The 26102-nt window shown below is 50.6% G+C and carries 29 protein-coding genes, 1 tRNA gene and 1 pseudogene; 8 read left to right on the top strand and 23 right to left on the bottom strand.

The window, feature by feature from the left end; translation table 11 throughout:
* Positions 1–27: 27 nt before the first annotated feature.
* Entirely contained in the window at positions 28–726 is a 699-nt protein-coding gene (locus IPQ00_14775; protein MBL0241824.1) for a hypothetical protein, read from the bottom strand.
* A 188-nt stretch (positions 727–914) separates the two neighbouring features.
* Between IPQ00_14775 and IPQ00_14770 the strand changes: the two genes are divergently transcribed.
* Together IPQ00_14770 and IPQ00_14765 are read left to right on the top strand one after the other, a co-directional pair.
* A complete protein-coding gene (locus IPQ00_14770; protein ID MBL0241823.1) occupies positions 915–2582 on the top strand; it encodes a PAS domain-containing protein in 1668 nt (555 codons plus the stop codon).
* An 11-nt stretch (positions 2583–2593) separates the two neighbouring features.
* Entirely contained in the window at positions 2594–3985 is a 1392-nt protein-coding gene (locus IPQ00_14765; GenBank protein ID MBL0241822.1) for a sigma-54-dependent Fis family transcriptional regulator, read from the top strand.
* Positions 3986–3993: 8 nt separating this feature from the next.
* Here the strand turns inward: IPQ00_14765 and IPQ00_14760 are convergent, their stop codons facing one another.
* Complete coding sequence (locus tag IPQ00_14760) at positions 3994–4602, bottom strand: class I SAM-dependent methyltransferase (protein MBL0241821.1); 609 nt, start codon at positions 4600–4602, stop codon at positions 3994–3996.
* An 83-nt stretch (positions 4603–4685) separates the two neighbouring features.
* Positions 4686–4772, bottom strand: a tRNA-Leu gene (locus IPQ00_14755).
* A gap of 87 nt (positions 4773–4859) precedes the next feature.
* Between IPQ00_14755 and IPQ00_14750 the strand changes: the two genes are divergently transcribed.
* Positions 4860–5555 (top strand): YggS family pyridoxal phosphate-dependent enzyme, encoded by a 696-nt coding sequence (locus tag IPQ00_14750; protein MBL0241820.1) that lies wholly within the window; start codon positions 4860–4862, stop codon positions 5553–5555.
* 6 nt (positions 5556–5561) lie between these two features.
* A complete protein-coding gene (locus IPQ00_14745) occupies positions 5562–6164 on the top strand; it encodes a YggT family protein (protein MBL0241819.1) in 603 nt (200 codons plus the stop codon).
* Here IPQ00_14745 and IPQ00_14740 read toward each other — a convergent pair.
* Positions 6161–9235, bottom strand: coding sequence for a bifunctional YncE family protein/alkaline phosphatase family protein (locus IPQ00_14740; GenBank protein ID MBL0241818.1), 3075 nt, complete (start codon positions 9233–9235; stop codon positions 6161–6163). The genes IPQ00_14745 and IPQ00_14740 overlap by 4 nt on opposite strands.
* Before the next feature lie 79 nt (positions 9236–9314).
* Here IPQ00_14740 and IPQ00_14735 point away from each other — a divergent pair, with 79 nt between their 5' ends.
* From IPQ00_14735 to IPQ00_14725, 3 genes are all read left to right on the top strand, one after another.
* A complete protein-coding gene (locus IPQ00_14735) occupies positions 9315–9596 on the top strand; it encodes a YggU family protein (protein ID MBL0241817.1) in 282 nt (93 codons plus the stop codon).
* Positions 9593–9973 (top strand): hypothetical protein, encoded by a 381-nt coding sequence (locus IPQ00_14730; protein MBL0241816.1) that lies wholly within the window; start codon positions 9593–9595, stop codon positions 9971–9973. The genes IPQ00_14735 and IPQ00_14730 overlap by 4 nt, the downstream gene beginning before the upstream one ends.
* 134 nt (positions 9974–10107) lie before the next feature.
* Positions 10108–10848 carry a YebC/PmpR family DNA-binding transcriptional regulator gene (locus tag IPQ00_14725; GenBank protein ID MBL0241815.1) on the top strand — a complete coding sequence of 247 codons (741 nt, stop codon included), beginning with the start codon at positions 10108–10110 and terminating at the stop codon, positions 10846–10848.
* On the opposite strand, the gene IPQ00_14720 is transcribed toward IPQ00_14725, so the two are convergent.
* From IPQ00_14720 to IPQ00_14650, 15 genes and pseudogenes are all read right to left on the bottom strand, one after another.
* Entirely contained in the window at positions 10849–11298 is a 450-nt protein-coding gene (locus IPQ00_14720; GenBank protein ID MBL0241814.1) for a hypothetical protein, read from the bottom strand.
* 8 nt (positions 11299–11306) lie between these two features.
* A complete protein-coding gene (locus tag IPQ00_14715) occupies positions 11307–11681 on the bottom strand; it encodes a VOC family protein (protein ID MBL0241813.1) in 375 nt (124 codons plus the stop codon).
* Between the two features lie 3 nt (positions 11682–11684).
* Complete coding sequence (locus tag IPQ00_14710) at positions 11685–11957, bottom strand: DUF2277 domain-containing protein (GenBank protein MBL0241812.1); 273 nt, start codon at positions 11955–11957, stop codon at positions 11685–11687.
* Positions 11958–12614 (bottom strand): hypothetical protein, encoded by a 657-nt coding sequence (locus IPQ00_14705; GenBank protein ID MBL0241811.1) that lies wholly within the window; start codon positions 12612–12614, stop codon positions 11958–11960.
* 47 nt (positions 12615–12661) lie between these two features.
* A complete protein-coding gene (locus IPQ00_14700) occupies positions 12662–13333 on the bottom strand; it encodes an alpha/beta hydrolase (GenBank protein ID MBL0241810.1) in 672 nt (223 codons plus the stop codon).
* A gap of 22 nt (positions 13334–13355) precedes the next feature.
* Positions 13356–13778 (bottom strand): hypothetical protein, encoded by a 423-nt coding sequence (locus IPQ00_14695; GenBank protein MBL0241809.1) that lies wholly within the window; start codon positions 13776–13778, stop codon positions 13356–13358.
* 18 nt (positions 13779–13796) lie between these two features.
* Positions 13797–15086 (bottom strand): homogentisate 1,2-dioxygenase, encoded by a 1290-nt coding sequence (locus IPQ00_14690; GenBank protein MBL0241808.1) that lies wholly within the window; start codon positions 15084–15086, stop codon positions 13797–13799.
* Positions 15087–15094: 8 nt separating this feature from the next.
* Positions 15095–15565, bottom strand: a complete 471-nt coding sequence (locus IPQ00_14685) for a hypothetical protein (protein MBL0241807.1) — start codon at positions 15563–15565, stop codon at positions 15095–15097.
* A gap of 121 nt (positions 15566–15686) precedes the next feature.
* Positions 15687–16619: a PD40 domain-containing protein gene (locus IPQ00_14680; protein ID MBL0241806.1), complete on the bottom strand. Its 933-nt coding sequence runs from the start codon at positions 16617–16619 to the stop codon at positions 15687–15689.
* Between the two features lie 175 nt (positions 16620–16794).
* Positions 16795–17904 (bottom strand): 4-hydroxyphenylpyruvate dioxygenase, encoded by a 1110-nt coding sequence (gene hppD / locus IPQ00_14675; protein MBL0241805.1) that lies wholly within the window; start codon positions 17902–17904, stop codon positions 16795–16797.
* 18 nt (positions 17905–17922) lie between these two features.
* Positions 17923–18999: a WG repeat-containing protein gene (locus IPQ00_14670; protein MBL0241804.1), complete on the bottom strand. Its 1077-nt coding sequence runs from the start codon at positions 18997–18999 to the stop codon at positions 17923–17925.
* An 85-nt stretch (positions 19000–19084) separates the two neighbouring features.
* Positions 19085–19291, bottom strand: coding sequence for a hypothetical protein (locus tag IPQ00_14665; protein ID MBL0241803.1), 207 nt, complete (start codon positions 19289–19291; stop codon positions 19085–19087).
* A 220-nt stretch (positions 19292–19511) separates the two neighbouring features.
* The gene (locus IPQ00_14660; GenBank protein ID MBL0241802.1) at positions 19512–19814 is read right to left on the bottom strand and encodes a helix-turn-helix transcriptional regulator; all 303 of its coding nucleotides are present in this window, start codon (positions 19812–19814) and stop codon (positions 19512–19514) included.
* Positions 19798–20142, bottom strand: a pseudogene (locus IPQ00_14655) (type II toxin-antitoxin system RelE/ParE family toxin). Before IPQ00_14655 ends, IPQ00_14660 begins: the two are co-directional and overlap by 17 nt.
* 39 nt (positions 20143–20181) lie before the next feature.
* Positions 20182–21087 (bottom strand): phenylalanine 4-monooxygenase, encoded by a 906-nt coding sequence (locus IPQ00_14650; GenBank protein ID MBL0241801.1) that lies wholly within the window; start codon positions 21085–21087, stop codon positions 20182–20184.
* Positions 21088–21284: 197 nt separating this feature from the next.
* Between IPQ00_14650 and IPQ00_14645 the strand changes: the two genes are divergently transcribed.
* Complete coding sequence (locus IPQ00_14645; GenBank protein MBL0241800.1) at positions 21285–21719, top strand: Lrp/AsnC family transcriptional regulator; 435 nt, start codon at positions 21285–21287, stop codon at positions 21717–21719.
* A gap of 14 nt (positions 21720–21733) precedes the next feature.
* On the opposite strand, the gene IPQ00_14640 is transcribed toward IPQ00_14645, so the two are convergent.
* The 4 genes from IPQ00_14640 to IPQ00_14625 form a co-directional block, all read right to left on the bottom strand.
* Positions 21734–22150 carry a cupin domain-containing protein gene (locus IPQ00_14640; GenBank protein MBL0241799.1) on the bottom strand — a complete coding sequence of 139 codons (417 nt, stop codon included), beginning with the start codon at positions 22148–22150 and terminating at the stop codon, positions 21734–21736.
* Between the two features lie 46 nt (positions 22151–22196).
* Positions 22197–23657 (bottom strand): catalase, encoded by a 1461-nt coding sequence (locus IPQ00_14635; GenBank protein MBL0241798.1) that lies wholly within the window; start codon positions 23655–23657, stop codon positions 22197–22199.
* A gap of 175 nt (positions 23658–23832) precedes the next feature.
* The gene (locus IPQ00_14630; GenBank protein ID MBL0241797.1) at positions 23833–24342 is read right to left on the bottom strand and encodes a hypothetical protein; all 510 of its coding nucleotides are present in this window, start codon (positions 24340–24342) and stop codon (positions 23833–23835) included.
* A 101-nt stretch (positions 24343–24443) separates the two neighbouring features.
* Entirely contained in the window at positions 24444–26069 is a 1626-nt protein-coding gene (locus IPQ00_14625; protein MBL0241796.1) for a glutamate--tRNA ligase, read from the bottom strand.
* Positions 26070–26102 lie beyond the last annotated feature (33 nt).

Here is a 26102-nt window from a genome sequence, read left to right as displayed (position 1 = left end):
TCGATCGCGGACAAACGTCCGCTCAGGTCACGGTTCAGAAATGATCTCGATCTCGACGCGCCGTTTGGCATCATCAAGAAAACTCTCGAGCCTTGTGGCAATTCGCTCTTCGGTAAGTTGCCGGTTGATTTCAAGGCGGCGTTCGTCCAAGGTCGGCATTAGCAGACCAGGATATCGTTTGCGAAAATCGGGAGCTATCACTTCGCGGAAGTATCGGGCTTCATCCTCCGGAGTGACTACGATAAACGATCGAAAACGAAAATCAATATAATTTTCGATCGATAGTCGCTGAGATATCAGCTTCTGAAAATTGTCATCCTGAATGGATTCAAAACCGACGATCTTCAATCTGGCTTCAAATGCCACAGCGGACGGAAAAAACCTTACGATCTTGTCTATTTCGGCCTTGATCTCCTCGTCTGTCGGCATCGGACGAGGCAACCGGTTGGCCTCAAGCGCAAATAGTCGCTGATCGATCAACCGAAGCAGAGCAGAACTGAGATCGTCGCGTTTAGGCGGATCGATCGGCGCTCCGGGTTCGAGTGCCAATTGCCACATTATGTCCGAATAGGTGATCAGTTCGCTCCTCGCACCGTCGGTGACGGTCGCGACAGTCTTATCGACCAACTCCTGCGCCGATATCGCCGCCGAATTGATCAGCAGAAGCGTTGTCACAACGGCAACGAGTATCAGGATTCGGAAAATATCTCTGGATCGAACAAACATATAGTTAACAAACCATTTTTGCCTGAATCATTCGAGGTGTCAATCAATTCGTAAGGCGTTAAACCTCTTGACAAAATGTTTAATATTGTTTTTAATCAAGGAGAGGGAAAACTTTCTCTCTCGATCGTTTTGTCTCCTAACCTGCGTGAGTTGCCGGTTCGACTGATCCGCCAACATACCACTACCCAATGTTGACACCTGCGCCGCAAAACACGGAAATAATTTCCGGCACTATCGCACAAAAGCCGAATGAGACTCAGGGTGACCTAAAATTCATATCGGACTTGGGGCGAAGCCTGCTTATTACCGTGCACCCAAAGAAAGTAGCGAGTCGGGTCGTTGAGGCTCTTCGCCAACACTTGGATGCGGATTTTTGCCTGTTTGCTGCCGAACTGAAGAATATTGGCCTAGTTACGTGCGCGGTGACCCGCGAGGGCGAATTGGCGAGTGATTTTCTGGCCCGATCGAAATTTGACCGCTGGCTCCAGTTCCTGCCGCCTCAGATAGGATATGTCGAACGCGATGCGCACGAATATATGTTTGACGGTCGTAAACATTCGATCGAGTACATTTCACCGCTGCAGATAGACGGTGAGACGAAGGGCGCGATCGTAACGGGCTTCTGCGACGAACGGCATTTTACCGAGAATGGTTCACGCGTGATAGAGGCGGCGACTCAACTCGCGGCTATGAGTGTCAATCTATCCGCCCACTACGAGCTGGCTCTCAACAATTCGATCACTCAAGCTCGCGAAGAGCATCGAAAGTTTACTGAATCCGTACTTGATGCATTGCCCGTCTCGCTTTATGTGGTCGATCGCGATTACAAGATCGTCACGTGGAATCGACATCGCGAAGTTGGCATACAGGGTATTCCGCGTGACTCGGCGATCGGCCGGGACGTTTTTAATGTCTTGGCAAAATATCCTCAGGGCCGGCTTAGGCAGGAGTTTGAACGAGCATTCCGAACCGGACAGATCGAGCGGATCGAACAGCAGACCGTCGCCGATGACGGTTCGACGCTGCATTGGATGGTCAGCAAGATCCCGATGCGGAGCAGCGAGACCGGTGAGGTTACACACGTCATAACCGTCGGCGAAGACGTGACGGTAAGGGTCGAAGCGATACACGCGATCGGTCGCGCCGAAAAATTAGCTGCAGTGGGACGCCTCGCCGCCGGCGTCGTCCACGAGATCAACAACCCTTTGGCTACGATCGCCGCCTGTGCCGAGGCACTCGAGCAGCGAGTGAGCGAGGGCGAATTTAAGGAATCAGATTCTGAAGCTGACCTGACGGAATACCTTGGGTTGATCAAAAGCGAGGCTTTTAGGTGCAAATCGATCACGACCGGCCTGCTTGACTTTAGCCGCGTACGGCCCGGTGATCGCGTTTTGACCGACATCGGCGAGGTCGTAGTCTCAGCCGCAAATCTGATCTCGCACCAAAAACGTGGCAACCAGATAAGCATCAAAGTCGAAGTCGCCGATGATCTGCCCTTCATCAGCGCAGACGGCGGGCAGATACAGCAGGCGATAATCGCATTGGCGACCAACGCGATCGACGCGATGCCGGCGGGCGGCTCATTGACTCTGACCGCTAGTCGGCAGGTAAGTCGCATTTTGATCGAGGTCACCGATACCGGCACCGGTATTCCGACCGAAGATATGGCGAAGATATTCGAACCGTTCTTTACCACCAAAGAGGTTGGCAAAGGCACGGGGCTCGGGCTCTCGGTGTGTTACGGAATAATCTCCGAACACGGCGGACGGCTCAGCGTTCGCTCAAATTTAGGCAAAGGCACTACGTTCAGCATATTCCTACCTGTGATCCAACGTCCCGGATCACAAACCCTATAACCCCAACCACTATGGCGAAAATTCTAGTAGTAGACGACGAAAAAAATCTAAGACTCGTTGTCCAAAAGGAGATGACCCGCCAGGGTCACGATACTGACGAAGCACCCGATGGCGAGGCCGCCTGGGAGATGATCGAAGCTGATGATTACGACGTCGTTCTCTGTGATATTAATATGCCGAGACTCGACGGCATCAGCCTCTTACGCCGCACCCGCGAACGCATACAGGATCCGCCTGAGGTCATAATGCTGACAGGGCAGGCGACCGTCGAATCCGCGATCGAGGCTATGAAGCTCGGCGCCTACGACTATCTGACCAAGCCATATCGGATCGCTGAATTGTCGGCCCTAGTTACCCAAGCTGCGGAAAAGCAAAAACTAAAGATCGATAATCAACGCCTCCGAGCACAGCTTGCGAGGACGACGGCCACTCTGCCTGACATTGTCGCGGAATCCCCGCAAATGAAAGAGGTTTTGCGGCTGGTGAACCGTGTGGCACCGTCTGAAACTTCGGTTCTGATCACCGGTGATTCCGGTGTCGGCAAGGAGTTGGTCGCACAGGCGATACACCGCTTGAGCCGTCGAAGTGATAAGCCATTCATCGACCTCAACTGCGCGGCACTCCAGGACACGCTGCTCGAAAGCGAACTATTTGGCTATGAAGCCGGAGCCTTTTCCGGGGCCAGGACGCGAAAACTCGGGCTGTTTGAGATAGCGGACGGCGGCACTTTGTTTTTGGACGAGATAATGGAGATGCCGATGCAGCTTCAGTCTAAACTGCTAAGGGCGTTAGAGACACGTTCATTTTTCCGCGTCGGCGGCGTCAAAAAGGTCGAGGTTGACGTCCGTTTGCTCGCGGCTACCAACCGCGACAAGGAAACAGCTGTGGCTGACGGTGTTTTTCGGGCAGACCTAATGTACCGGATCAACAGCTTTGAGATCAACATTCCGCCGTTGCGTGAGCGTCGCGAGGATATCGAACCGCTGGCCCGTCATCTGCTGCATAAACTCGCCGGTTCGCACGAACCCGAAATGTCGCCGGCAACGATCGAAGCGCTTTGCGCATTTGACTGGACGGGTAACGTCCGCCAACTCCGTAACTGTCTCGAGCGTGCGATATTGCTCTGTGACAACGGAATGATCACACCGCGGGAACTACCGCCCGAGATCGCATTTCGTCAGGAAACGTCGAGCGTCTCAGTCAGCTACAACACACTGCCAACTAACGGTAACGGCACGTTTCACAATGCTTCGCCATCCAATCTCCGCGATGTCGAACGCCAGCAGATCATCGGCGCACTCGAAAAAACGGGATGGCACCGCGGCAAGACCGCTGAGTTATTAGGCATCTCGCCGTCGACGCTTTACAGGCGTCTGCGTGAGTATGATCTGGATATTCGGTAAATCGACGTCTAGCGATTGAGTACAAACAGATAACGCTGTTCGGACATCGGCATCAGTTTTTCGATAAAAACTACCTTATTTTTTTCTAAAGCATCGCGGAGATTGGGGCCGCCGAAGAGCAGCATCTGTCGGCTCTTTCGCCATCTAAGCAGTCCGGGCAGTTTCTCGGTAAATTTATCGAGAGCCCGGCAGGTCACCGTTTCGCTATTGGCGGGGTCGACCTCCTGAAATTGTTTGTTTGTGATCGCCGTCCGTTTACTAATTCCAAGCGTGGCGGTCGCCAGTTCGAGAAACTTGGTCTTCTTTTCTTTCGATTCGATCAAAACGCCCTTGAGGTCGCCTCGCACGAGCAGGCAAGGAATGGATGGCAAACCGCCACCGGTACCGATATCGGCAAATCTCGAGCCATTCGGTAAATATTCCATCATTGTCAGCGATTCGAGAATATGTCGGATCGCAAACTCCTCCGGCGTCATCGGTGCTACCAGATGCAATATCGGATTGTGTTCCTGAATAAGTTCGAAATAATCCGCCAATCGATCGATCTGAGTGTCATCGAGACTGATCTTAAATGCAGTTTGGTGAGTTTTGAGAGCCTGGATAAATTCGTTACGCATTAGATCTGAGTTTTACGCAAAGCCGTTTAGAACGCAATACAAAAGGGATAAAGGACATCATCCTTTATCCCTTTTGCTCGATATGGTGCGGACGAGAAGAATCGAACTTCCACTGCCTTGCGGCAACAGGCTTCTGAGACCTGCGCGTCTACCAGTTCCGCCACGTCCGCGTTGCGAACATTGATGATACGAATTCGCACGCGGAAATTCAAGAAAGGCGGACGTGTTTGCTATATTTGATGTAAGTGACGACCGACATTAGACACAACCTTGCCGCAATACTCGCCCGCATCGCTGCATCGGCACGCCGTGTCGGTCGCGATCCGGCGGACATAAAATTGGTGGCGGTCAGTAAGACGCATCCCGCAAGCGCGTTGCTGGAAGCGATCGATGCCGGTACGACCGTGTTTGGCGAAAACAAGGTGCAAGAAGCCGAAGGCAAAATCGCTGAGATCGGGCGCAACGCCGCCGAATGGCATCTGATCGGGCACTTGCAGTCAAACAAGGCCCGTAAGGCGGTGCAGTTATTTGATGTCATACACTCTGTCGATTCGGTCGAACTGGCTGAGCGACTTGAGCGTATATGCATTGAAGAGGGGCGTGAGCAGCTTTGCGTGTACGTTCACGTTGACCTTGCGGGAGAGGCGACAAAATCCGGCATTGGCGAGAGTGAAATGCCTAAGCTTGTCAGCTTTCTTAAGGGATGCGTCCGATTAAAGTTTTGTGGATTGATGATCCTGCCGCCGTTTTTTGAAGATGCTGAGGCAACGCGGCCATATTTTCAGAGATTGAGAGCGATGTGCGACAAACTTGCGACGGAAAATGCCTTTTCGGATCAACGTGCTGATCTGTCGATGGGGATGAGTAATGATTTTGAGGTCGCGATCGAAGAGGGAGCGACCGTTGTTCGTGTCGGTACCGCCATTTTTGGCGAACGTGAATATCCGCGGTAAATCGTAATGAATTTGTTTCTATCTACACAGGTCTATCCGATCGTCAGAATCGTGGTCTGGAGTCTTTTCGGTATTTATCTTGGGATACTGCTCTTAAGGTTGGTCTTTAATTACGCTGACCCCAACCCTTTCGGCAAGATCGGTCGTTTCGGATTTAAGGTTCGCCGCGCAACCGAAAAGTGGGTGTATCCGATGGCTAGATTTTTGGCGATGTATCGCATAGACACTCGACTGGCACCGTTGCTGTCGATCTTTATCGGTTTGATATTTACCTATTTTGCGATGCAGATCATCGGAAATACGTTTTACGTGATCGATGGCCTCACAGCAGGAGTCGCTAATGGTAATCCTAAGGTTTTTATAGGTTTCGTACTCTATGGCCTGCTCAGTATTCTCGTGCTTTTTATCTTTATACGGTTTATTTCATCGTGGTTCGTATTCAATTCCAAGACCTTTTTCGGATTTGTAAAACGAGTTACTGACCCGATAATGATTCCCGTCCAGCGTTTGATACCGCCGATCGGAATGTTTGATATCTCAGCGATGATCGTGCTACTGGTGATCGGATTTCTACAGTCAATAGTCCTTCGGGTTTTTGTCGCTAATTAGTCATCATCGGCCTCATTTTTTTCGTCATCATCGGGCTTGACGCCGGCAGTCATCAGATCGAAGGCTGGCATCCGCACCGCAACCGGCATCTCGACGTCGCCCTTTACCGAAAACCATATGATCTCATTAAGTTGTCGCGGGTCTGCCATATCCTCGTGTTTAAGGTCCTGGCGGTCAGTCAGGTCCATATAGTAAGCCATCGCGCCATTAGGCCTAGTTGGGGGATAGAGATTGTCGAGTGCAATTATCGGCAACTCAGCAACGTAAGGCCTCAAGTCGGCTTTGGACGTAAAGATGTCTATCGGCGTTGCGTTGGCATCGATGAAGTTCATCGGCGATATTCCCAGACACAATTCCATTGTCCGAATCAGGCTGACGGTATTGTGAAATTCGTGAACAAGCGCGCCGGGACGGTTATATGCCGAAATTACCAAGCCAGGCGAGCGGTGCGCGTCTACGTGGTCAGGTCCGTCCTGAGCGTCGTCCTCAACGACAAAGATCGCAGTATCCGCCCAATAGGGGCTTTTCGACACATCTTCGACCAAACGGCCAAGAGCGTAGTCGTTTTCGGCAACGTAAAATTGTGGGGTCGGGGTTCCTCTGCGCAGACCGCTGGTATGGTCATTAGATAGCTTAATGATCGAGAGATTGGGCAAATGGTCGCCCTTCCCGGCTTGCAGATCAGCCACAAAGCTCCTAAATTCGGCTGCCCACGCACCATATCGCGAGGTTCCGCGGAATGCTTCGGTCGAGTTGTCGTCGGTGATAGCCGGATCGACGGTGTTTGCGGATGTGCGTGCTGACCGATATGATTCGGTGGTAAAGCTGTCGGGCGAGCTCTGGTCAAAATTACGAACGGTAGTCGAGAAATGGCCCTCCAGTGACTTCTTGGTCGCAAATGCCGTAACGTTTGGCGACAGATCGGGGTACCGCTTGGGTTTGCGGGTGTTTAGTTCCCTGACATCTTCTGCCGAGATGGTTCCGACAAATTCGCCGTAATTTCGATAGCTCAGGCCTGCACGATTTGCTGCGTCCCACAAGTACAGCGACTCGGGCTCGGCAATATCACGGGCACCGTTCAGGTATGGAACGTAACGCTTCAGAAAATTTGCCACGTCGGAGGCAGTTGCCGGAATATCAAAAACAGGTGGAAGTGCGACGGGCGGTTGGCCGCCGGGAGGATTGAATGACGGTAAGCGGTTAAATCCCTCGTAGTCGTAGGTGCGGCCGCGTCCCGAATAATCCCACCGAAACGCCTTGTCGACATAATCATTCGAAAATGCGGCGGTCGACCAGTTATGACCGTCCGGACTCGCCTCGGCATTTACAAAAAAGCGGTCAAACAGTCCGAAACGCATTACGAGGGACCGAGCGTTCGGCGTGATATTTTGTGCTTCACCACTTGGTGACCTTGCACTCTCACCGGCACCGAATATCGCGACCGACGGGTCGCCGTCCGCCCGCGTACCGTCACCGCTGCTCATCAGGTCGCCAAACACCTGATCGTAAGTTCGGTTTTCGCGCATTACATATATGACGTGCTTGAACGGCGATCTGCCGTCGGGAAAGATGCTTCGCTTTTCGCGCCCAAGCAGCCCTTCATTTCGCATCACCGCCTGCGAGTAAGCAAATAATCGCCTTTCGTCCGGGATCGTGACCAAACTTATGTTGCCCGAAACGATCGCAGCACTATACATACCGCGTTTGTTATAGCTCTGAGCCGGAAACTGCTCATTCGGCATATTGGGATACCGGCCCGAATCATTGATAGTCTGCGACGAGTTATCCATTCCCGTGCCTTTTCCATTTGCTACAAATATCCTGTTGCCGACTACTGCAACAGCGGATGCGTAACTGCCTGTCGGGACAAATCCGAGCAGTTTCGACGGCTTTCGCGGCGTCGGTGTTGATTCAAATTCGACCACCGCGACCGCATTTATATGGGCGTTTGCAACAAATAGCCGTTCTTCATCTCCGCTGAGGGCCAATCCCTCCGGACTCGCACCGTTTTGTGCCTTTTCCGCAAGCCGGACATTTATCGTTTCGACCACGCGATCGCTGCGCGTATCGATGACAGACACTGAGTCAGAGTCAGAATTTACAACGATCAAACGCGATTGTGCTTTGTTGAAGATCATCGCTGTCGGGTGTCGGCCGACGGCGATATGAGTTACGCGGTTTTTGAGTCCCGGTTTGATGACGGCGATCGACCCATCACCCCACAAAGACACATACACCTTAGTTACACGCTTACCGAACGAGAGAGCTTTGACATCGTAAGGGTAAATAAATTGCTTTGAACCCGAACGGCGTAGGCCGACGCGTTCGATCTTTCGCGTGTCTCTGAGATCACTGATGACTCCGAGGCTGTCGCCCAGGTTATTTGCCGAATATAGTGTCTCGCCATCTGGGGCAAGAGCGATTCCGGTCGGATAGACAGCGGCAATATTGTCGTTGTAATTTGGCGAGGGAGCATTTTCAGCAAAAGCGGTGACATCAATAAACGGTGCTGAGACCCGCTCGTCAGACTTGTTAGCCGGTGTGACCGGTTTGGCGGCCCTAGGGTCGAGTCCCATTATCCAGATCTTGTTCTCATAGCCTCCGGCTACATAGAATCTGTATCGTCCGTCCGGCTGCAAAACAGGATCAAAAACGAGCCCGAAATTAGCGCTCTGAGGAGCCGGAAAATATATCGTTTGCACTACACTCGGTTCTGCCGCAGCGAGGTCAATTACAGACAATGTCTGCTGTGGTTTGGTTTTGCTGCTAGTGACGATGCCGTAACCGCTATTCACCGCGATCAGAAACCGCCCTTTGCCGTCCGGGCCGCCTGTATCGGGCGTTCGGACAAAATTCATCGTCATTGGTGCGACCGCGGGCAGTCCCGTAGACGAGTCGAGGATCAACTTTCCCGCCGGCGTCGACGGCCTGAAGGAATCAGATGAAGTCGGCCACACGGGATCGGTACCTGCCCACGTCGAGCGCGTTTGGATGAAGTAGGCAGTGATCGATGCGGCCGTCGCAAGAGCGACGAAAAGAATGGTTAAGCGGCGGACGGGTCGTGATCTCATAAGAAATGTCCCCAGTGCAGATTTGTCAGCTATAATATCTCAATTGTTTCAGTAAACGCAGTACACTTTTGCTACATCAATGAATTTTCTTGATAAAGATGGATCCATCGTTTTTGACGTTCGCGTCGTTCCGCGGGCATCTAAGAGTGAGATCGTCGGCGAACACGACGGCGCACTCAAGGTGCGGATCGCTTCGCCGCCGGTCGATGGTGCCGCAAATGCTGAGTTGATCAAGCTATTTGCCAAGAAATTTAGAGTCGCCAAAAGCGACATAACGATCGTCAGCGGCGAAACCTCAAAAAATAAGAGAATAAAGATCGCTAACCTGTCACAATCAGAGTTTGACGAGGTTACAAAATGAAAAATCATATCTCATTCACGACTGAGCTTTTTGACAGCACACGCCGGGACGCCGGCGATGGCCGGATCGGCGAAGACCTGGCTCGATGGTTTATCAGTAAGTCACAGGGCGGCGAATTTATCTTTGCCGAACCGAGTCGCGATGAGCACGGCTGGACCGATACAGTTACGGCCGAGGGTGAAAAGTTTAAGCTCGATTTTGACATCATCGACGAGACGATCGGCTCGGGCTATGCTGATTGGCGTATCACTATCGAAAAACTAAATCGGTGGAAAGTCTTTGGTTCGAAGGATTCGGAGCTCCGCGGACGACTTTGCGATCTGATCCACAACGTCCTTCGTGACGAGGGCCAGATCCGCGAGGTCCATTGGGGCTAGATGGCTTGCGGTTTTGAAAGGTAAATAACGGCGTGTTATATTTTCAAGTCGGCTAAGTCGTTGGCAGAAACATCAACTTTGGTCAGTATGCCTTTATAGCCCGAATGCAATTTGCCTCAAAAGGATAAACACTAATGTCAGGACACTCGAAGTGGCACACTATTAAGCACAAAAAAGGTGCTTTGGACGCAAAACGCGGCAAGATATTTACCAAACTGATCAAGGAGATCACGGTTGCCGCACGTACCGGCGGCACCGGCGACCTGGACTCCAATGCCCGTCTGCGCAAAGCCGTGACCGATGCGAAAGGGCTAAATATGCCCAATGACACCATCGACCGCGCAATAAAACGCGGCACGGGCCAGCTTGAGGGTGTCGCTTACGACGAGATCACTTATGAGGGCTACGGCCTCGGCGGTGTCGCCGTGCTGGTCGAAACGATGACCGACAACCGCAATCGCACAGTCGCCGAGATCCGCCACATTTTTTCCAAAAATGGCGGTAATATGGGCGAGGCCGGCTCCGTTGCGTGGATGTTTGATAAGAAGGGCTACATCGTAGTCGATAAGGCCGCCAAGGGCGAAGACGAACTCTTTGACATAGTGATCGAGGCAGGTGCCGACGACCTGCAGGACGAGGGCGACGTTTTTGAGATATTTACGACGCCTGACGCTTTCGAGGCCGTCACCGACGCTCTCAAGGCTGCCGGCATCGAGACTCAAGCCGCTGAGATCTCGATGATCCCGCAAAACTACATCGCGCTCACCGGCGATGACGCTCGCAAAATGATGAAGCTCTACGACGCCCTCGACGACAATGACGACGTCCAAAAAGTCTATGCGAACTTTGATATCGACGAGAGCGAGATAGGATGATCAGCCTAGCTTGCGATAGGTGTGATGTGTAAACCTATTCCACCCTTTCTTTGTTTTTGATTCGACGGCCCAGTTTACTGAGCCGTCTTCGTGTGGCCAGTAGATCATACGAGCACGTCCCGCCGGCATCTGTGCTTCGAATGCGATCGCCTCAGAATGTACATCGTTGCCGTCCGCGAGTTTCCCTTCGGAACGCTTACCGTCCGAAGTGAACGACCAGAAAGTAATAGCTCCATCATCCGCGACACCGTAGACTGCGTGTTCCACGTAGTGCTTGCCGCCAAAGTCCCAGTCGGCATCGAGCGTTATCCACTTATCACCGTACAGCTTCGCAAAGGTGCGTGTGCATTTCATTTTGCCCATCGGCGTGTCGGATTCGGCTACCCAGATGCCGATCAGCGGTTCGAATAGGCCGAGCTTTCCGCGACCTTTCTTCCAAAGTTTCGCCATATTATCACCTAACTCATTGTTTGTCCGAAAACGATCCGATGTCCATCCGGCGTGATCACGGTGAAGTCACGGATCCCCCACGCCTTAGTCGATATGGGCGCGTGTATCTTTGCCCCACGCTCCACAAATTCTCCGTAGACATCATCGACATTTTCAACAAGGGCGTGAGCGAACCAGGAGTGGTTGCCGGTTTCCTCGGCGGTCATTTCGTCGGAGCACTCGCCAAGCATTACTTTGAAATCGCCAAACGATAGAAACTCCCAGCCGGGAGCGGTGAAATCGAGATCAAAGCCGAGCTCTTCTTTGAAATATTCGGCAGCAACGGCTAGATCTTTAACCGCCAGAACGTGTCGCGTTTGAACAACTTTTCGTAATACACCCATAGCCTAACTCTTCCCAAATCTTATAGCCGATCTTGCTCTCGCTCGCTCGGCTTCGACCTCACGGTCTCGCGGCGGCGCGTTCGTTTCGAGAGAATTCAACATCTCCTGAGCGGCCGCCGAAACACGCTCCACCGCAAGTAGAAAAGCTGCTGAGTTCGCTTTTGACGGTGTGTTAAAGCCCGACAACTTGCGTACGAACTGAAGTGCCGATGCATTGACCTCGTCGCTATTCGCCGGCGGATCGAAATTGAATAGTGTTTTGATATTACGGCACATCTATTTTGGTGGTATGACGTCGCTGACTACGCCCGTGGCGATCGCCCTGCCGAATTCGCGAAATGTAAAGGGTTGTCCCTTTTCGAGCGGCGCGGGTTGCGTCAATTCGATCTCGACCTCAACGTCCTTGTCTCCTGCAGCGGCTTGGGTCTTTCCCAAACTAAAGGTCAAACTTCCGGAAAAGCTGCCGGTCCGGATCATAACTTGCGGCCTGAATCCGCTCGCCATAGGCGTCTTTCGACCACCGTCACTTACCAAGGTCAGATCGATCTTTGCCCTAAACTTGGTGAAAGCCTTGGTGCTGCCCGGATCTGCGATCACTTGTCCGCGTTCGACGTCCATTCGCTCGACGCCTCGCAACATTATGCCGACGATCTCGCCGGCCGTTCCCTCGGCCACGATCTTGCGAAACCGTTCGATGCCCGAAACAGTTGCGGTTTTTGTGGCACGAATCCCAATGATCTCGACCGTATCGCCGGTTTTGATCGTACCGCGTTCGATCTTTCCGGTCGCGACAACGCCACGCCCCGAAATGTAAAACACATCCTCTACCGACATCAAAAACGGCTTGTTTTGCGCTTCGCCCGTCGGCGACTGCGACGGTGAGGCGACCGATGCGAATATCATTATGCCGACTAGAAAAATGAAGTGTCTCATACGCATTAGATTCTATTACAAATTGCGCCGGGCAAGTAAAAAAAATATCAGATGCTCAGAAGCCATTCGCGCGTCACGCGGGCCATTTCGGTGAAAACATCTTCGTCGGACGTTCGCGTTTTTTTGAGGATCTTGTAGCTGTGATTTGCGGTGTCGATCAGGTGAAGCGTTGCTCGCTCGCCGAGACCTTTGATCGTCGGTTCGAGCAGATCGAGCGTCGCAAGTTCATCGCGTGTCCCCGAAAGAAAGAGCATCGGAACATCAATATTTGCGAGGTGCTCGGCGCGTTTTGTGTCAGGCCGTCCGGCGAGATGTAGCGGAAACGAAAAGAAAACCAAGCCTTTTACACGGTCAATCGGCTCTTTGGATTGAGCGGTCGATGTCATACGCCCGCCGAATGAATGCCCGCCCGCGAGCAAGGACAGATCAGGTGCCGCTTCGCGCGCCGCTCTTGCCGCAATTCGAACCGTCGCCACGCAAACGTCATTCGAATCCCGCCCACGGCCGTTTTCACTGTAAGGAAAGTTATAACGAAAGGTTGCAATGCCTAGCCTAGCGAGACTCTCTGCGATCGCCTCCATCGTCGAATGCCGCATATTTGTGCTTGAGCCATGCCCTAAGACTAGCAAATGCGTCGCTCCATCCGGCCGCGTCAGTAGGGCTGAAACTTCGCCTTTTTCCGGTGTTGCGATAAATTTAAGTTCGCTGTTCTCGGCCATAATGAGAGGCACACAAATCCGATCATGGTTCGACGACAAAGGCGACAAACTTGTAAATCGAGCCGCGTTTTTCAAACCGGTAGTGTGATGCGTCCTCTTCGTTCGTCAGACCGTATGAGTGATTCCCGATATAGAACTTTGGATTTTTCTGCCTAAATAGGTTTCGAGCATCGCCGAATATCTTATCGAAATTTGCGAGGAATTGGGCCCGATCATATGTGCCTTCGTCTCCCGCATCCCATCCGTATCGGAACGGAAACGAAGTCATCGTAGCGACGACCTTCTTATCGCCATTTACCGTGGCTCTCTTGAATTTTGCAAAGAAGGTTTGAAACGCCTTCGGCGTCGAGGTAAGCCGCTTCTGTGTCTGTCCGTTAATATTTGCGATACTGACAAATGCGAAAAACGCGATAAGAAAAACGATTGAAAATAAAGTTGATCTCATCTCAATTCCTCCAAACCCTTAGCTATCGAAGTTCTTCTTGAAGCCCTGCCACACTTCACTGTAATTGTGCTGCAATTGTGCGGTTTCCATCGCAAAGCGAGTCGGGCGGATTATGTACCGCGATTCGAACATAAATGCCATTGTGCCCTCGAGTTTTTGCGGAGCGAGATCGGCGTTCGATGCTTTTTCAAAGGCGTCGAGGTCCGGGCCGTGTGCGGACATTTGGTTATGGAGCGAACCGCCGCCGGGCAAAAAGCCCTCCTCTTTCGCGTCGTACTGGCCGTAAACCAAGCCCATATATTCGGACATATAGTTACGGTGGTACCACGGCGGACGAAACGTGTCTTCGCCGACGAGCCAGCGTTCGGGAAATATGGCAAAGTCGCAATTTGCAACTCCCGCATCGCCCGATGGCGACGTCAGCACGGTGAAAATGCTCGGGTCAGGATGATCGTACGAGATCGAGCCAATAGTGTTGAATCGGCGTAAGTCATAACGGTAGGGAGCATAATTGCCGTGCCACGCGACTACGTCGAGCGGCGAATGCGTCATCGGTGCCGACCAAATATTGCCGCCAAATTTTGCGACCTGAGTGAATTCGCCGTCGATATCCTCGTACCAGGCGACCGGTGTCTCAAAATCCCGCGGGTTCGCGAGCCCGTTGGCCCCGATCGGCCCAAGGTCGGGTAATTTAAAATGCGCTCCGTAATTCTCGCAGATATATCCGCGGCACTGCGTATCGTCAGAGTGCGTCTCGGCCTTAAACCTCACCCCGCGCGGAATTACCACAACCTCGCCCGGCCCGGCTTGGATAGCTCCAAGCTCTGTGAGAAAACCAATTCGGCCCATCTCGGGCACGATCAGCATTTCGGCGTCCGCGTTGTAAAAATAACGATCGCCCATACCTTTGTTGCACGCATAGATATGGATGCCGATACCCGTTTGCGAAAACAGGTCGCCGTTTAGTGCTATGGTCGTGATACCGTCGATGAAGTCCGTAGGTTCGGTCGGCACCTGCAGCGGGTCCCAGCGAAGTTGGTTCGGAGTTACCTCACTCACGTCAGGCGTACTCTGCCATCTTTTGTTGTCGAGCCGCTCAAATGGCCGATGCATCGCACTCGGGCGGATACGGTACGTCCAAGTCCGCTTATTGCCCGCACGCGGTACCGTAAAAGCCGTGCCTGAAAGCTGCTCGGCATAAAGCCCAAGCGGAGCCTTCTGCGGCGAATTGCGCCCGATGGGTAAAGCCCCCTCGACCGCCTCCGTGGCAAACTCATTGCCGAAACCTGTCTGGTATTTGAGATTCATTAGATTGTTTAAGGCCCTCCATTGAAGGTTAAATCAAAAAATTCTCCTTTTTGGACGTCAAATAGAATTCCCCAAAATGATTCCCCGCCATCGCAAACTATTGTTGGAATTGTTTTCCAATTCGATTGCGAAGAAGATTCGTCCTTAAAGGCATTAATATAGATAACTTTCTTTCCGTCCACAACTAATCCGACATACTGCATATAGAAGTCTTGCAGGTCAGAGTTGAGGCCGACGATCTTATTAAAATTTGCCTCCATCTTTGCAATATCTACGGCGGTCGGGTCCCACGTGGCCGTAAATCCAGGGCTCTTGCGCGAGCATTGCTTTATTAGATCCTTTGCCTTCTCCGCAGGAAGTAGGACCGATCGATCGCGGCCCGGCTGGATTTGTTGAGAATTGGAAACAAGCGATGTCAAGCCGCATGCTGATCCAACAATCGTCACGATGATCACAATCAAGAATTTTACTGTTAGCATTTCCCTCCCTTTAGCTACAAATTTCCCCGCCGTCGCTGCTCTTCTACAATAGAAACAAATAACGCCTTTAAGTTGCCTTTACCAAACCCGTTGCCGAAACCGGTATGGTATTTCAGCTCCATTATTTTGTTCCGATAGTAACGCCTCGTGCTTCTCGAATACCTTTTACGTTAATCATCGATCCGTTACCCGATGTGATCAACTTTGCACCATCGGGCGACATTGAGCATTCGCAATCCTCTAGTTTCTCGACGATTTTTGGGGTAATAAGGAATGCGACACGCTCGGGCCATTTCCCGTCGCCGGTGGCGTAGATCTTGAATTCGCCGACACGTGTAGTCTGAATTCGAGTGATAATAGGATTGCCATCAGGTAGGGCGACCGGAGCTTTCGGGCTGACTTCGCCGGTCGGGCTGACAAGCGTGATCTGATTTCCCTTTGCCGCACGATCTGGTTTTCCGGTCGCGTCAAACTTAGCCATTGCGACTAAGTACAAACCTCGCGAGGTCGGTACTGCATGCGTGACCTGATAATCGCTAGCTAAGATCTGCTGCTCTGTAAACGAAGTGAGGTCGATCGAGTGGAGTGAACCATATTCACTACTCCAGCTTCGAGAAACATTCCTAACGAAAACCACACCAGTACCATCGTGATTGAATTCAGGCCGGAGTTCATTCTCCTTGGTTTTTGTCAGCTGTTTCAGCCCGCTTCCATCAGAATTTATCACCCAAACATCGGGGTAAGCTTTTCCGATGCCACGCAGAAAAACGATCCGCTTGCCATCCGGGCTGAATGCAGGGAATCCGTCAAACAGATCATTAACATTTGGCGTCAAGGACTTGATCTTCGTGCCATCGGCCGACATTATGCTCAGACCTTTTGAAACCTCATCGCTCCCTTTCGAGATACTTGCCGAATAGACAATGAACTTGCCGTCGGGACTATAATTCGGGTCGGCCGTCCTTTTGAATTCCGGCGGCTGGGCCTGTGTAGCCAAGCACACAAAAAGAACGATTGCAATTAACGACAGAATACGTTTGTTCAATATATTCATATTTTACTGTCTAACCTCATTTTGAAATTATCGAGCCCTATCACCGAATATAATTAGGCCTATTCTGCGCGAACCTCTCAAAATACCGGCTATTCCTATAGTACGAAATACCTGGGAATGTTCGAGCAAAAGATGTCGACCAGCGGATCAAAGTCCGAACTTTCATATTTAAGTATCACAAATTTCCCCGTCGCCTCTGCTCTTCCTCGATCGAGACGAACAATGCCTTGAAGTTGCCCTTGCCAAAGCCTTTGCAGCCCTTTCGTTGCAGAATCTCGTAGAACACAGTCGGACGATCCTCGACGGGCTTTGTGAATATCTGGAGCAGGTAGCCTTCGTCGTCGCGGTCAACGAGGATGCCGAGTTTCTTGAGGCTTTCGAGGTCTTCGTCGATGGGGCCGACACGATCCAGCAAATCATCGTAATACGAGTCAGGTATGGTCAGGAATTCAACGCCATTCTCCTGAAGTGTTGTGACCGTCGCTCGAACGTCCCGACATAGCAATGCGATATGCTGGGCGCCTGCCGAACGATAAAAATCGATGTACTCCTGGATCTGCGATTTGCCGCCCTTGCCCGATGCCGGCTCGTTGATCGGAAACTTGATATTATGCTGGCCGTCCGACATAACGATCGACATCAATGACGAATATTCGGTCGAGATGTCGTTATCGTCGAACGTGATATAGCGGAAAAAGCCCATCACATCGCGGTAAAAGTCGCACCAGTGGGTCATCTTGCCCAGCTCGACGTTGCCCACGATGTGATCGACCAGCATTATGCCGGTCGGTGAGCCCGCGACATCCTGAGCAGTGAATCCGGGAAGGAAAACACCGTTGTAATTGTGACCGTTGTCCGTGTTATACGAGATGAATGAGTGTATCGTGTCGCCATAGGTCGCGATCGCAGCGTGGCGGATCGAGCCATTCTCGTCCGTCATATCGTGCGGCTCAGTTACGGGCGTCGCTCCGCGTTTTACGGCCTCGTTAAATGCGTGATCGGCGTCCTCGACGTAAAACGCAATATCGCGAACGCCGTCGCCGTGCACCTTGATATGCTCCGCCGCCGGATGCTCCGGCGAGAGCGGTGTTGTGAGTAAAAAGTTGATATTCGACTGCCGCATCAGATAGCTAGTCGTCTCACGATTACCGGTCTCAAGCCCCGAATACGCCGCCCGCGAAAACCCGAATGCCTTGCGGTAATAAAACTCCGCCTGCTTCGCATTCCCAACGTAAAACTCAACGTGATGTATCTTCTTTAGCCCTAATGGATTTTGTGTTGTCATAATGTGTTTCTTCTAATATTACTTTGTTGGCTGCCAAATATAATTGCCTGTTCGGTCAATGTAGCCTCTTTTACCTATCGCCAGGAGAACGTCGGGCGGTTCGTCAAACGAGACCATTGCGATTCCATTCGAGAACGGAAAACCACGACCGAATTTTGGTTCTATGACCATTCGTCCTGTTTTGTCGATATAACCTTGTGGCGCGTTTGAACCCAGGCCCGCCCCACACATTGCATACGACTTTCCTTTAATCTCAAATTTGTGGCTCCACGGTATATCGCCTTCAGGAGCAACTGCGGCTAAGCCGCCCGAAAATTTCCCAGCGGTTTCAAACCTGGGCGGGATGACAAACTTCCCACTTTTGTCGATATAACCGTCATAACACCCAACGGTAACGACCGCCAAACCCTCAGAAAAATTGTCGGCATTGTCGAATCTAGGTTTTATAATGAATTTGCCGGAGCGGTCTATATATCCCCACTTCTTTTTCACTTTTACGGCCGTAAGTCCCTCGGCAAAAACATTCCAAGGATCATTGCTATCGAAGTGTCGCTTAGTAACTTCCTTTCCGCTCTTGTCTATCAACGCCCACTCATCAAAACCAACACTTACAAAAGTACGACCCTCGACAAAGGAACCCGCATGAAAGAATTCTTTATCGATCGATTGTTGCCCCTTTGCATCGACGTAAATCCATTTCTCAAAATAGTCGCCCTCGGCTTTAGTTAATTGCACTGGCATCAATCCGTCAGCAAATTTAAGAGCCATTTCATATTTTGGCTCAATAACAAATTTTCCGTTTATGTCAATGCCACCTTTCTTACCATTTATGCCGGCAGGACAAATGCCCTCATTGAATCCGGTCCAATAGATCCAATCAAAAATGGGATCGATAGCAAATTCTCCTCGTCGATCAATAAACCCCCATTTGTTACCAACGCTAACCGGAGCCAAACCGTATTTGAATTCGTTTGCCTGCTCAAACTGAGGTTCGATAACGATTTTGCCGCTCCGGTCTATGTATCCAATTTTTCCGTCAACTCTGACTAACAACGGGTCGTCGTCATCATTCTCCTGTGCAATCGCGAATGGCACAGCCAAAATCGCCAAACAAACCGCGATCAAAATTGTCCGTTTCAGATAAGACACTACATTTGTCTTGAAAAGTGGTTCTGATAGATCATCCATACCGAGCAACGTACCATTTCTTCCATTTAGTTGGAATCGGTTTGCCTCCGTTTGCTTCACGTATCGAAAGCATTTCGTAATATCGCTCTTGCAGCTTGATAAGCTCGGCGATCTTGGCCTCAGGCGAGAGAGATCTAAGATAGGAGCGCGATACATTTTTGCGTTTGGCAAGTTCTGCCATTTGGCTTTCGCTACTCATTAGTAAACCTCCATTTCTCAGCTTCCCATTTCAACCACCTTAAACTTAAATAGATCGAAGCTATTGGAGTTAGCAAAATTGGTATGAAGGCAAAGATAGCAAAATCTTCAAGTTGCATTTCTTACTTTTGAGCCTCGTTCGCGTGGCTATCTGCCATTCGGGGAAATCTCGTGAACAAGACTTATATGACATTTTCAGACATCACTGACCCTTCGCAAAGCTAAAGCTTTATAGCCAATTCCAACTCGCCACCCAGTCCCGTTTCGATGATCTTTCTGAGCGTTGAAAGCCGGACGTCTTTAATATCGTTCTCCACACGTGAAATATAAGCCTTGTTCGTACCACATTTATCTGCTAGTTCCTGTTGGGTCAACCCTTTCTTCCTGCGGGCTTCCTGGATCATAAAGCCGAGTTTGAATTCCTCAAACCCTTGTTCGACTTGGTCTCGTCCGGGCGTGCCGACCTTTCCGAATTTCTCATCGGCAAACTCATCAAGCGTTCTAATGTCACCCTTTTTCAGCATAATATTCCTCTCTGATCCTTAATGCACGATCGATCTCATATTGCGGAGTCTTTTGCGTTTTCTTTTAAAAGCCGTTCATCAGCACGACTACTTTTCCTTCGTCAAAGAAACAAAATGTGCGATAAATATTCCCGCCAAACTGCGTCCGCATTTCCATCAGCCCGTCTGTACCCGTTAGTGCTTTCAAATGGTTTCGCGGTATATCTTCAATAGTTCGCAAGATCTTGATCGACCAGTACAATTTCTGTTGGACTTTACGGGGTTGTTTGTCAAAGAATTCATCAAAGTACCGTTTGAATAGAACGACTTTTCTCACTTCTTCGCTCATAAATAATTATATTCAATGTTGTCCGATAAGACAACTTAATTATTTTCCAAAGCCCTCAATATATTTCCTCGTGACGTCTTTCAACTCCGCGTATGACGGAACGACGTACAACACTGGTTGCATATCGCTGTAGTTATATTCGTGGTTGATCACCTGCACGAGGTCGAACGGGCGCCGTTCCACGCGGTCACTAAAGGCGTGCTCCAGTTCGCCAAAGCTTGATAATAGACCGGCGCCGTATGCCTTGATATCGCCCTCGTGTTCGACGAGGCCAAATTCGACGGTGAACCAGTATAGGCGGCCGAGTTGTTCGAGCTGCTCATCCGTCGCGATACGTGCTCCGTGGCCGATGAACTGCGAAAAATCAGCAAAATCCGGATTCGTAAACATTGGGATATGACCGATAGCTTCGTGGACGATGTCCGGCTCGGGCGTGTATGCGGGTTGCGAATGGTGGCGAATGTACTGCGTGCAGAGCATAACGCGGTACGAGAGCCACGAAAGGAATCCGCGAGTTTCGACCAGTCCTTCGATCGGTGCAAGGCGAAATCCGGTCAGTTCCTTCAGACGTCGGTTCATTTCCGACAACTGAGGTATTTGGTCGGTTCCGATGCCGAGATCCTTCTTAGCCCGTAGGTAAAATGGCGAGGCGTACTGCTGCTGCAGTTCCTCGAGTTCCTCGGCGACGTACCGCCAGACACGCTGTTCGCGGGGGTTGTAGTCAACGTCCGTTATCTCGCCCGTCTCGCGAAAGCTCTTGGCGCAACTTGCGATGTAGTCGCGGCGCTCACGATATCCGGCGTCATTCGCACCCGGATGGTCGATATGCAGTTCATTGATATTCTCGAATTTCAGATCGCAAAACTCAGGTAGGTCCTCGTCCGAAACGCGAAAATTCTCAAGTTCGATATCGGCGACGACGGGCGAAATAGTATCTGTCAGCATAGTTACGGCAGCTCCTGTGATATCTACGATGCTTGCGGGAATGGTTCGGTTATCTGCGAATAAGCTATTCTAATGGATTCGATCTAATAATTGAATGACATTCATTAGTAATTGCATCACAATTACCTTAGATAATAAGTAAAATGGTCTTTGCCGCTTTACAATGTATATTGGCTTAGCAAACATTCTATATAACTATGATAGATGACATCGATCGCAAGATACTTTGGGAGTTACAGGAAGACGCTCGGATCAGTTTTGCCGAACTCGGTCGCCGTGTAGGTCTGACCACGCCAGCCGTGATCGAACGCGTGCACAAACTGCAAGACGCAGGCATCATAACGGGCTATCGTGCCGAGATCGATACGGCAACAGTCGGGTTGCCGATCACCGCGTTTGTGCGGATGAGCATCACCGGCGTCGATTACAGCCACATAATCGAGGTCGCTCAAGACTCAAGTGAGGTACTCGAATGCCATCGCGGCACTGGTGGCGATTCGTTTATTATGAAAGTCGCCGTTCGGTCGGTCGAACATCTGCAGGAGATGATCGACCGACTGACGCCCTACGGTATTACCACGACAACTATCGTACTGTCATCACCCGTGAAGCGACGCACCATCGAAGTCTAGGTTAGACTGCCGCCCTACTTCTTCCTAGGCAATTTTTCGGTGGTCTTGCCGTCAAACTCTTCGTCGTTCGCCTCTGCCTCTTCTTTGGTTTTGCGTACGATCTGGTCCTTGTGATGCGGCGGCGAATAGATCGTGTACATCTTCAACTCGTCGGTAGCCGAGGTGTTGATGACATTGTGTTTGGCACCCGCCGGGATCACGACAGCATCGCCGTCCTTGACAATGTACTTGTTGCCATCGATCTCGACACGGCCGCGGCCAGCCTCAAATCTGAAGAATTGGTCGTTTTCCGGATGCGTTTCAAGCCCGATCTCCTCTTTCGGCTTCAAACTCATAAGCACAAGCTGGGAATGAGCCGAGGTGTACAGAACTTTCCTAAAGTTCTTGTTTGCTAAAGTATCTTTTTCTATATTGGTTTTGAATCCCTTCATAGTCTCCCCCTTATCCGGTAAACCCCTATCATTTGACACCAGATCCTTACAAACTAATGTCGTTGATATTTATGCCTAAGGCGTTGGCAACACCCTTTCCGTATTCCGGATCTGCTTTATAGCAATTTGAAATATGTCGTTCCTGGATGAACCTTTCAGCTCCGCCAACTTCGCCAGCGGTGTTTTCAAACAGGACTTGTTGTTGCTCAGCGGTCATTAGCCTAAACAGGTTGCCCGGTTGAGTATAATAGTCGCCGTCCTCGCGGTGGTCGTAATGAAACGCCGCTCCTTCTAACTCTAAAGGCGGTTCGACAAACTCCTTTTGCTCCTGCCATTGTCCATAACTATTTGGTTCATAGTGAATGGTCGACCCTTCATTTCCGTCTACACGCATAGCACCATCACGGTGAAAATTGTGGTACGGACACTTAGGCTCATTTACCGGGATCTGATAGTGATTTACGCCGAGTCGATAACGCTGGGCATCACCATAAGAGAACAGACGCCCCTGCAACATTCGATCCGGAGAAAAACCAATCCCCGGAACTACGTTGGCAGGATTAAACGCAGCCTGCTCAACATCTGCAAAATAGTTTTCCGGATTTCTGTTTAGCTCCATAACGCCAACATCCATCAACGGATAGTCTCCGTGCGGCCAGACTTTAGTCAGATCGAATGGGTCAAAACGATATGTCTTGGCATCTGCTTCCGGCATGATCTGAACCATTAATTTCCATTTCGGGAAATCGCCATTTTCGATCGCAGTAAATAGATCCCGCTGATTACTTTCCCGATCTCTTGCGATGATCTCTGCAGCCTCTGCATTGGTCAAATTTTCGATTCCCTGCTCACATCTAAAATGAAATTTCACCCAATATCTTTCATTGTTAGCATTGATCAAACTAAAGGTGTGGCTCCCGAAACCGTGCATATGTCTGTACGTTTTAGGAATACCTCGATCGCTCATCACGATGGTAATTTGATGAAGTGCCTCGGGTAAAAGTGTCCAGAAATCCCAGTTGTGATTTGCACTCCGAAGATTAGTCTTCGGGTCACGCTTTACGGCTTTGTTAAGGTCAGGAAACTTATAAGGATCTTTCAGAAAGAATACGGGCGTATTGTTTCCTGCCAGATCCCAATTACCTTCTTCGGTATAGAATTTGACAGCAAATCCCCGAATATCTCGTTCGGCATCAGCTGCACCGCGCTCGCCGGCGACAGTTGAAAAGCGAACAAAAAGATCTGTTTTTTTACCGATCTCAGAGAATATTTTTGCCTTGGTATATTTGGTGATGTCGTGTGTAACGGTAAATGTGCCGAAAGCTCCCGAACCTTTCGCATGCATTCTTCGCTCGGGAATTACTTCGCGGTCAAAGTGAGCCAATTTCTCAAGAAACCAAAAGTCTTCTAACAACATTGGCCCTTTTCGTCCGGCTGTTTTTGCATTTTGATTTTCGGCTATCGGTCTGCCTGAAACGGAGGTCAACTTTTTCTTTTCGTCTTCCATTTTGTGTCACTCCTATTTATTAGTACCTATTAGGTATAATAACAGAGATTACTAAGGAAAAATCATTTAACGGGACAAATGAATGTCGATCAGGGCTCCCGCTCTCAGCGATCGAACCCGATACCTCAAAACAACCTGCCGGACACAATGGGCACCTCGCAGTGCTGGTAGAGGTTTAGAGTATTATGCCGAGGACACTTGTCAACTGTTCGTTTTCAAGTGGAAGTGTTAGAGAATATGTGGCCTTTTTGCCATCTACATCGATGTTCCAGTTTACTTCGAGTGCGTTGTGGGCAATACCGACAGGGATCGTTATGGTTAATTCCGCTTTAGGGTCCTTCAATTTGGTCGAATTATCGAGGGCTTGTGTCGCAACCGCTTTTTCACCTCGTATGGTGTTGATAACTTGACCATCCGTTCCGCGGGTGATGAATAAAGGCGTTACCTCTAGCTCAAGTTTCGGAAGTTTTCCTACCGATAAAAAATGAATGATTGCTGATTGCTCACTGAGGCGTTGCGTAGTTGAGATCAAGGCATAGTGAGTTCCGATGTCGCCGTTAATTTTGGCCGATGCTGCGCTCTTCCAGTTATTGTATGCATCTAAAGCCGGGTTATTTTGAGCGTTAATGCCTAAGGAAAACGCAAATATCAAAAACGAGGAAACCAAGACTAACTTACATTTCATCTTTAGGCTCCTCCGGTACTTATTTGTGATATTTAAGGGGAAATAAGCACCACAATCATTTTCACTCCGCTGAAATGGGATAGTTGCACTATATTCCGGCGCTAATTCCACGCAATTCTACTTCTCAACCGAACGATCGCCTTCTGCAAACCGATGATTTCGAAAACGGCCAGCATCGACGGGCCGACGGCGACGCCGGTCAAGAGTGTTCGGGCGCCGTTCATTATAACGCCGAGTTTTGTGCCTTTTTCTTCGGTGAAGGCTTTGACGACGATTTCAATATTAGCTTCGGTGAAGGCCTTTACCAACCCGTCTGACGAAGCAAATTCGGCTTCAAAACGGTCGGCGAGTTCCGGCAGCCAGGTTTGAAGATTGGGGAATTTGGTCAGGTTCTTCGCGACAGCCGCCGGGTCAAAATCAAAATCCTCGCTGAAATATGCGCGGCCCTGCGTCGAAAAATCTTTGAGCGTAAAGAATCGCGAACGGATCAGATCGACGGTGCTCACGTACCAATCATACGAGCCGATCTCGGGCAGATCGATAGCGATATTCTCGGGACGGTCCGCGATCTCGGTCTTCTGCTCAAACTTTTGAGAGTGGACAGAGGAAACTGTTCCGGTCAGGGCCCGGCCTTCGGGTTCGTATTCCTCACGCCATAGTTTGGCGGACTTTAATTCCGCCTTGACGAACGGCAGCAGTGACTCGAGCGGCATGGTGCGGATATATTCTGCGTTCATCCACTGAGCCTTGTCATCGGTCCATTTCCGCGGATCATCAGCACTAAAATTGAATACGGCGTTTGAACGGTGAATGCCGTCGAGCGAAAATTTTGCAATGAGTTCGTCGAGCGAATATATCTCTTGCTCTTCGCCCGCAGACCAACCGAGCAGAGCCAGAAAATTGCGAAATGCCTCCGCCAAAAATCCGGCGTCGCGATATGTTGTCATCGAAACGACCTCGCCGTGCTTTCGTTTTGACAACTTGCCCTTGTTCGGTGCCATTATCAGCGGAAGATGAGCAAATATTGGTGGTGCCACGCCGAGAGCTTCATAGATCAGAACTTGCTTATGAGCGTTCGTCAGATGATCCTGCCCGCGAATGACGTGCGTGATCGCCATCTCGATGTCATCGCAAACGACAGCGAGATTATAAAGCGGGTGGCCGTCACTTCGCAGCAAAACGAGGTCTTCGGTCTCGGCGTAGGCTCGTTCCTGTTGACCATAAACAGCGTCTTCGAACGATGTCTTGCCCTCGTACGGCACTTTGAGGCGTATGGCAAAAGGCTCGCCGGCGTCCGCTCTCGCATCGCTTTCTTTGGCCGAAAGATCGCGATACGGATTATCCCTCATATTTTTGTCGCCGCCCTGCAAGCGGGCGCGTTCCTTGATGGCGTCTTTTACGTTAGCGTCGGTCGGCGCTTCCCTCGGGGTAAAATCACGATAAGCTTTGCCCTCGGCGAGTAGGCGTTTTGCGATCTCACGGTGCTTATCAGCATTATTCGATTGGAAAACTATCTCTTCGTCCGGTGCAAAACCGAGCCACGCCAGGCCGTCGAGGATCGAGCGGGTCGATTCCTCGGTCGAGCGTGCGAGGTCAGTGTCCTCGATTCGGAGCAGAAACTTGCCGCCCGTATGGCGTGCGTACAAGTAATTAAAAAGGGCTGTCCTTGCGGAGCCAATATGAAGGTAGCCGGTCGGGCTCGGGGCAAATCTAACACGTACTGTCATAACAAAATAGTTTCACGCAAAGACGCAGAGAAC

Source organism: Chloracidobacterium sp., assembly GCA_016720705.1.
In the GTDB taxonomy this organism is placed as follows: Bacteria; Acidobacteriota; Blastocatellia; order Pyrinomonadales; family Pyrinomonadaceae; genus OLB17.
This window is presented reverse-complemented; position numbering and strand designations above follow the sequence as displayed.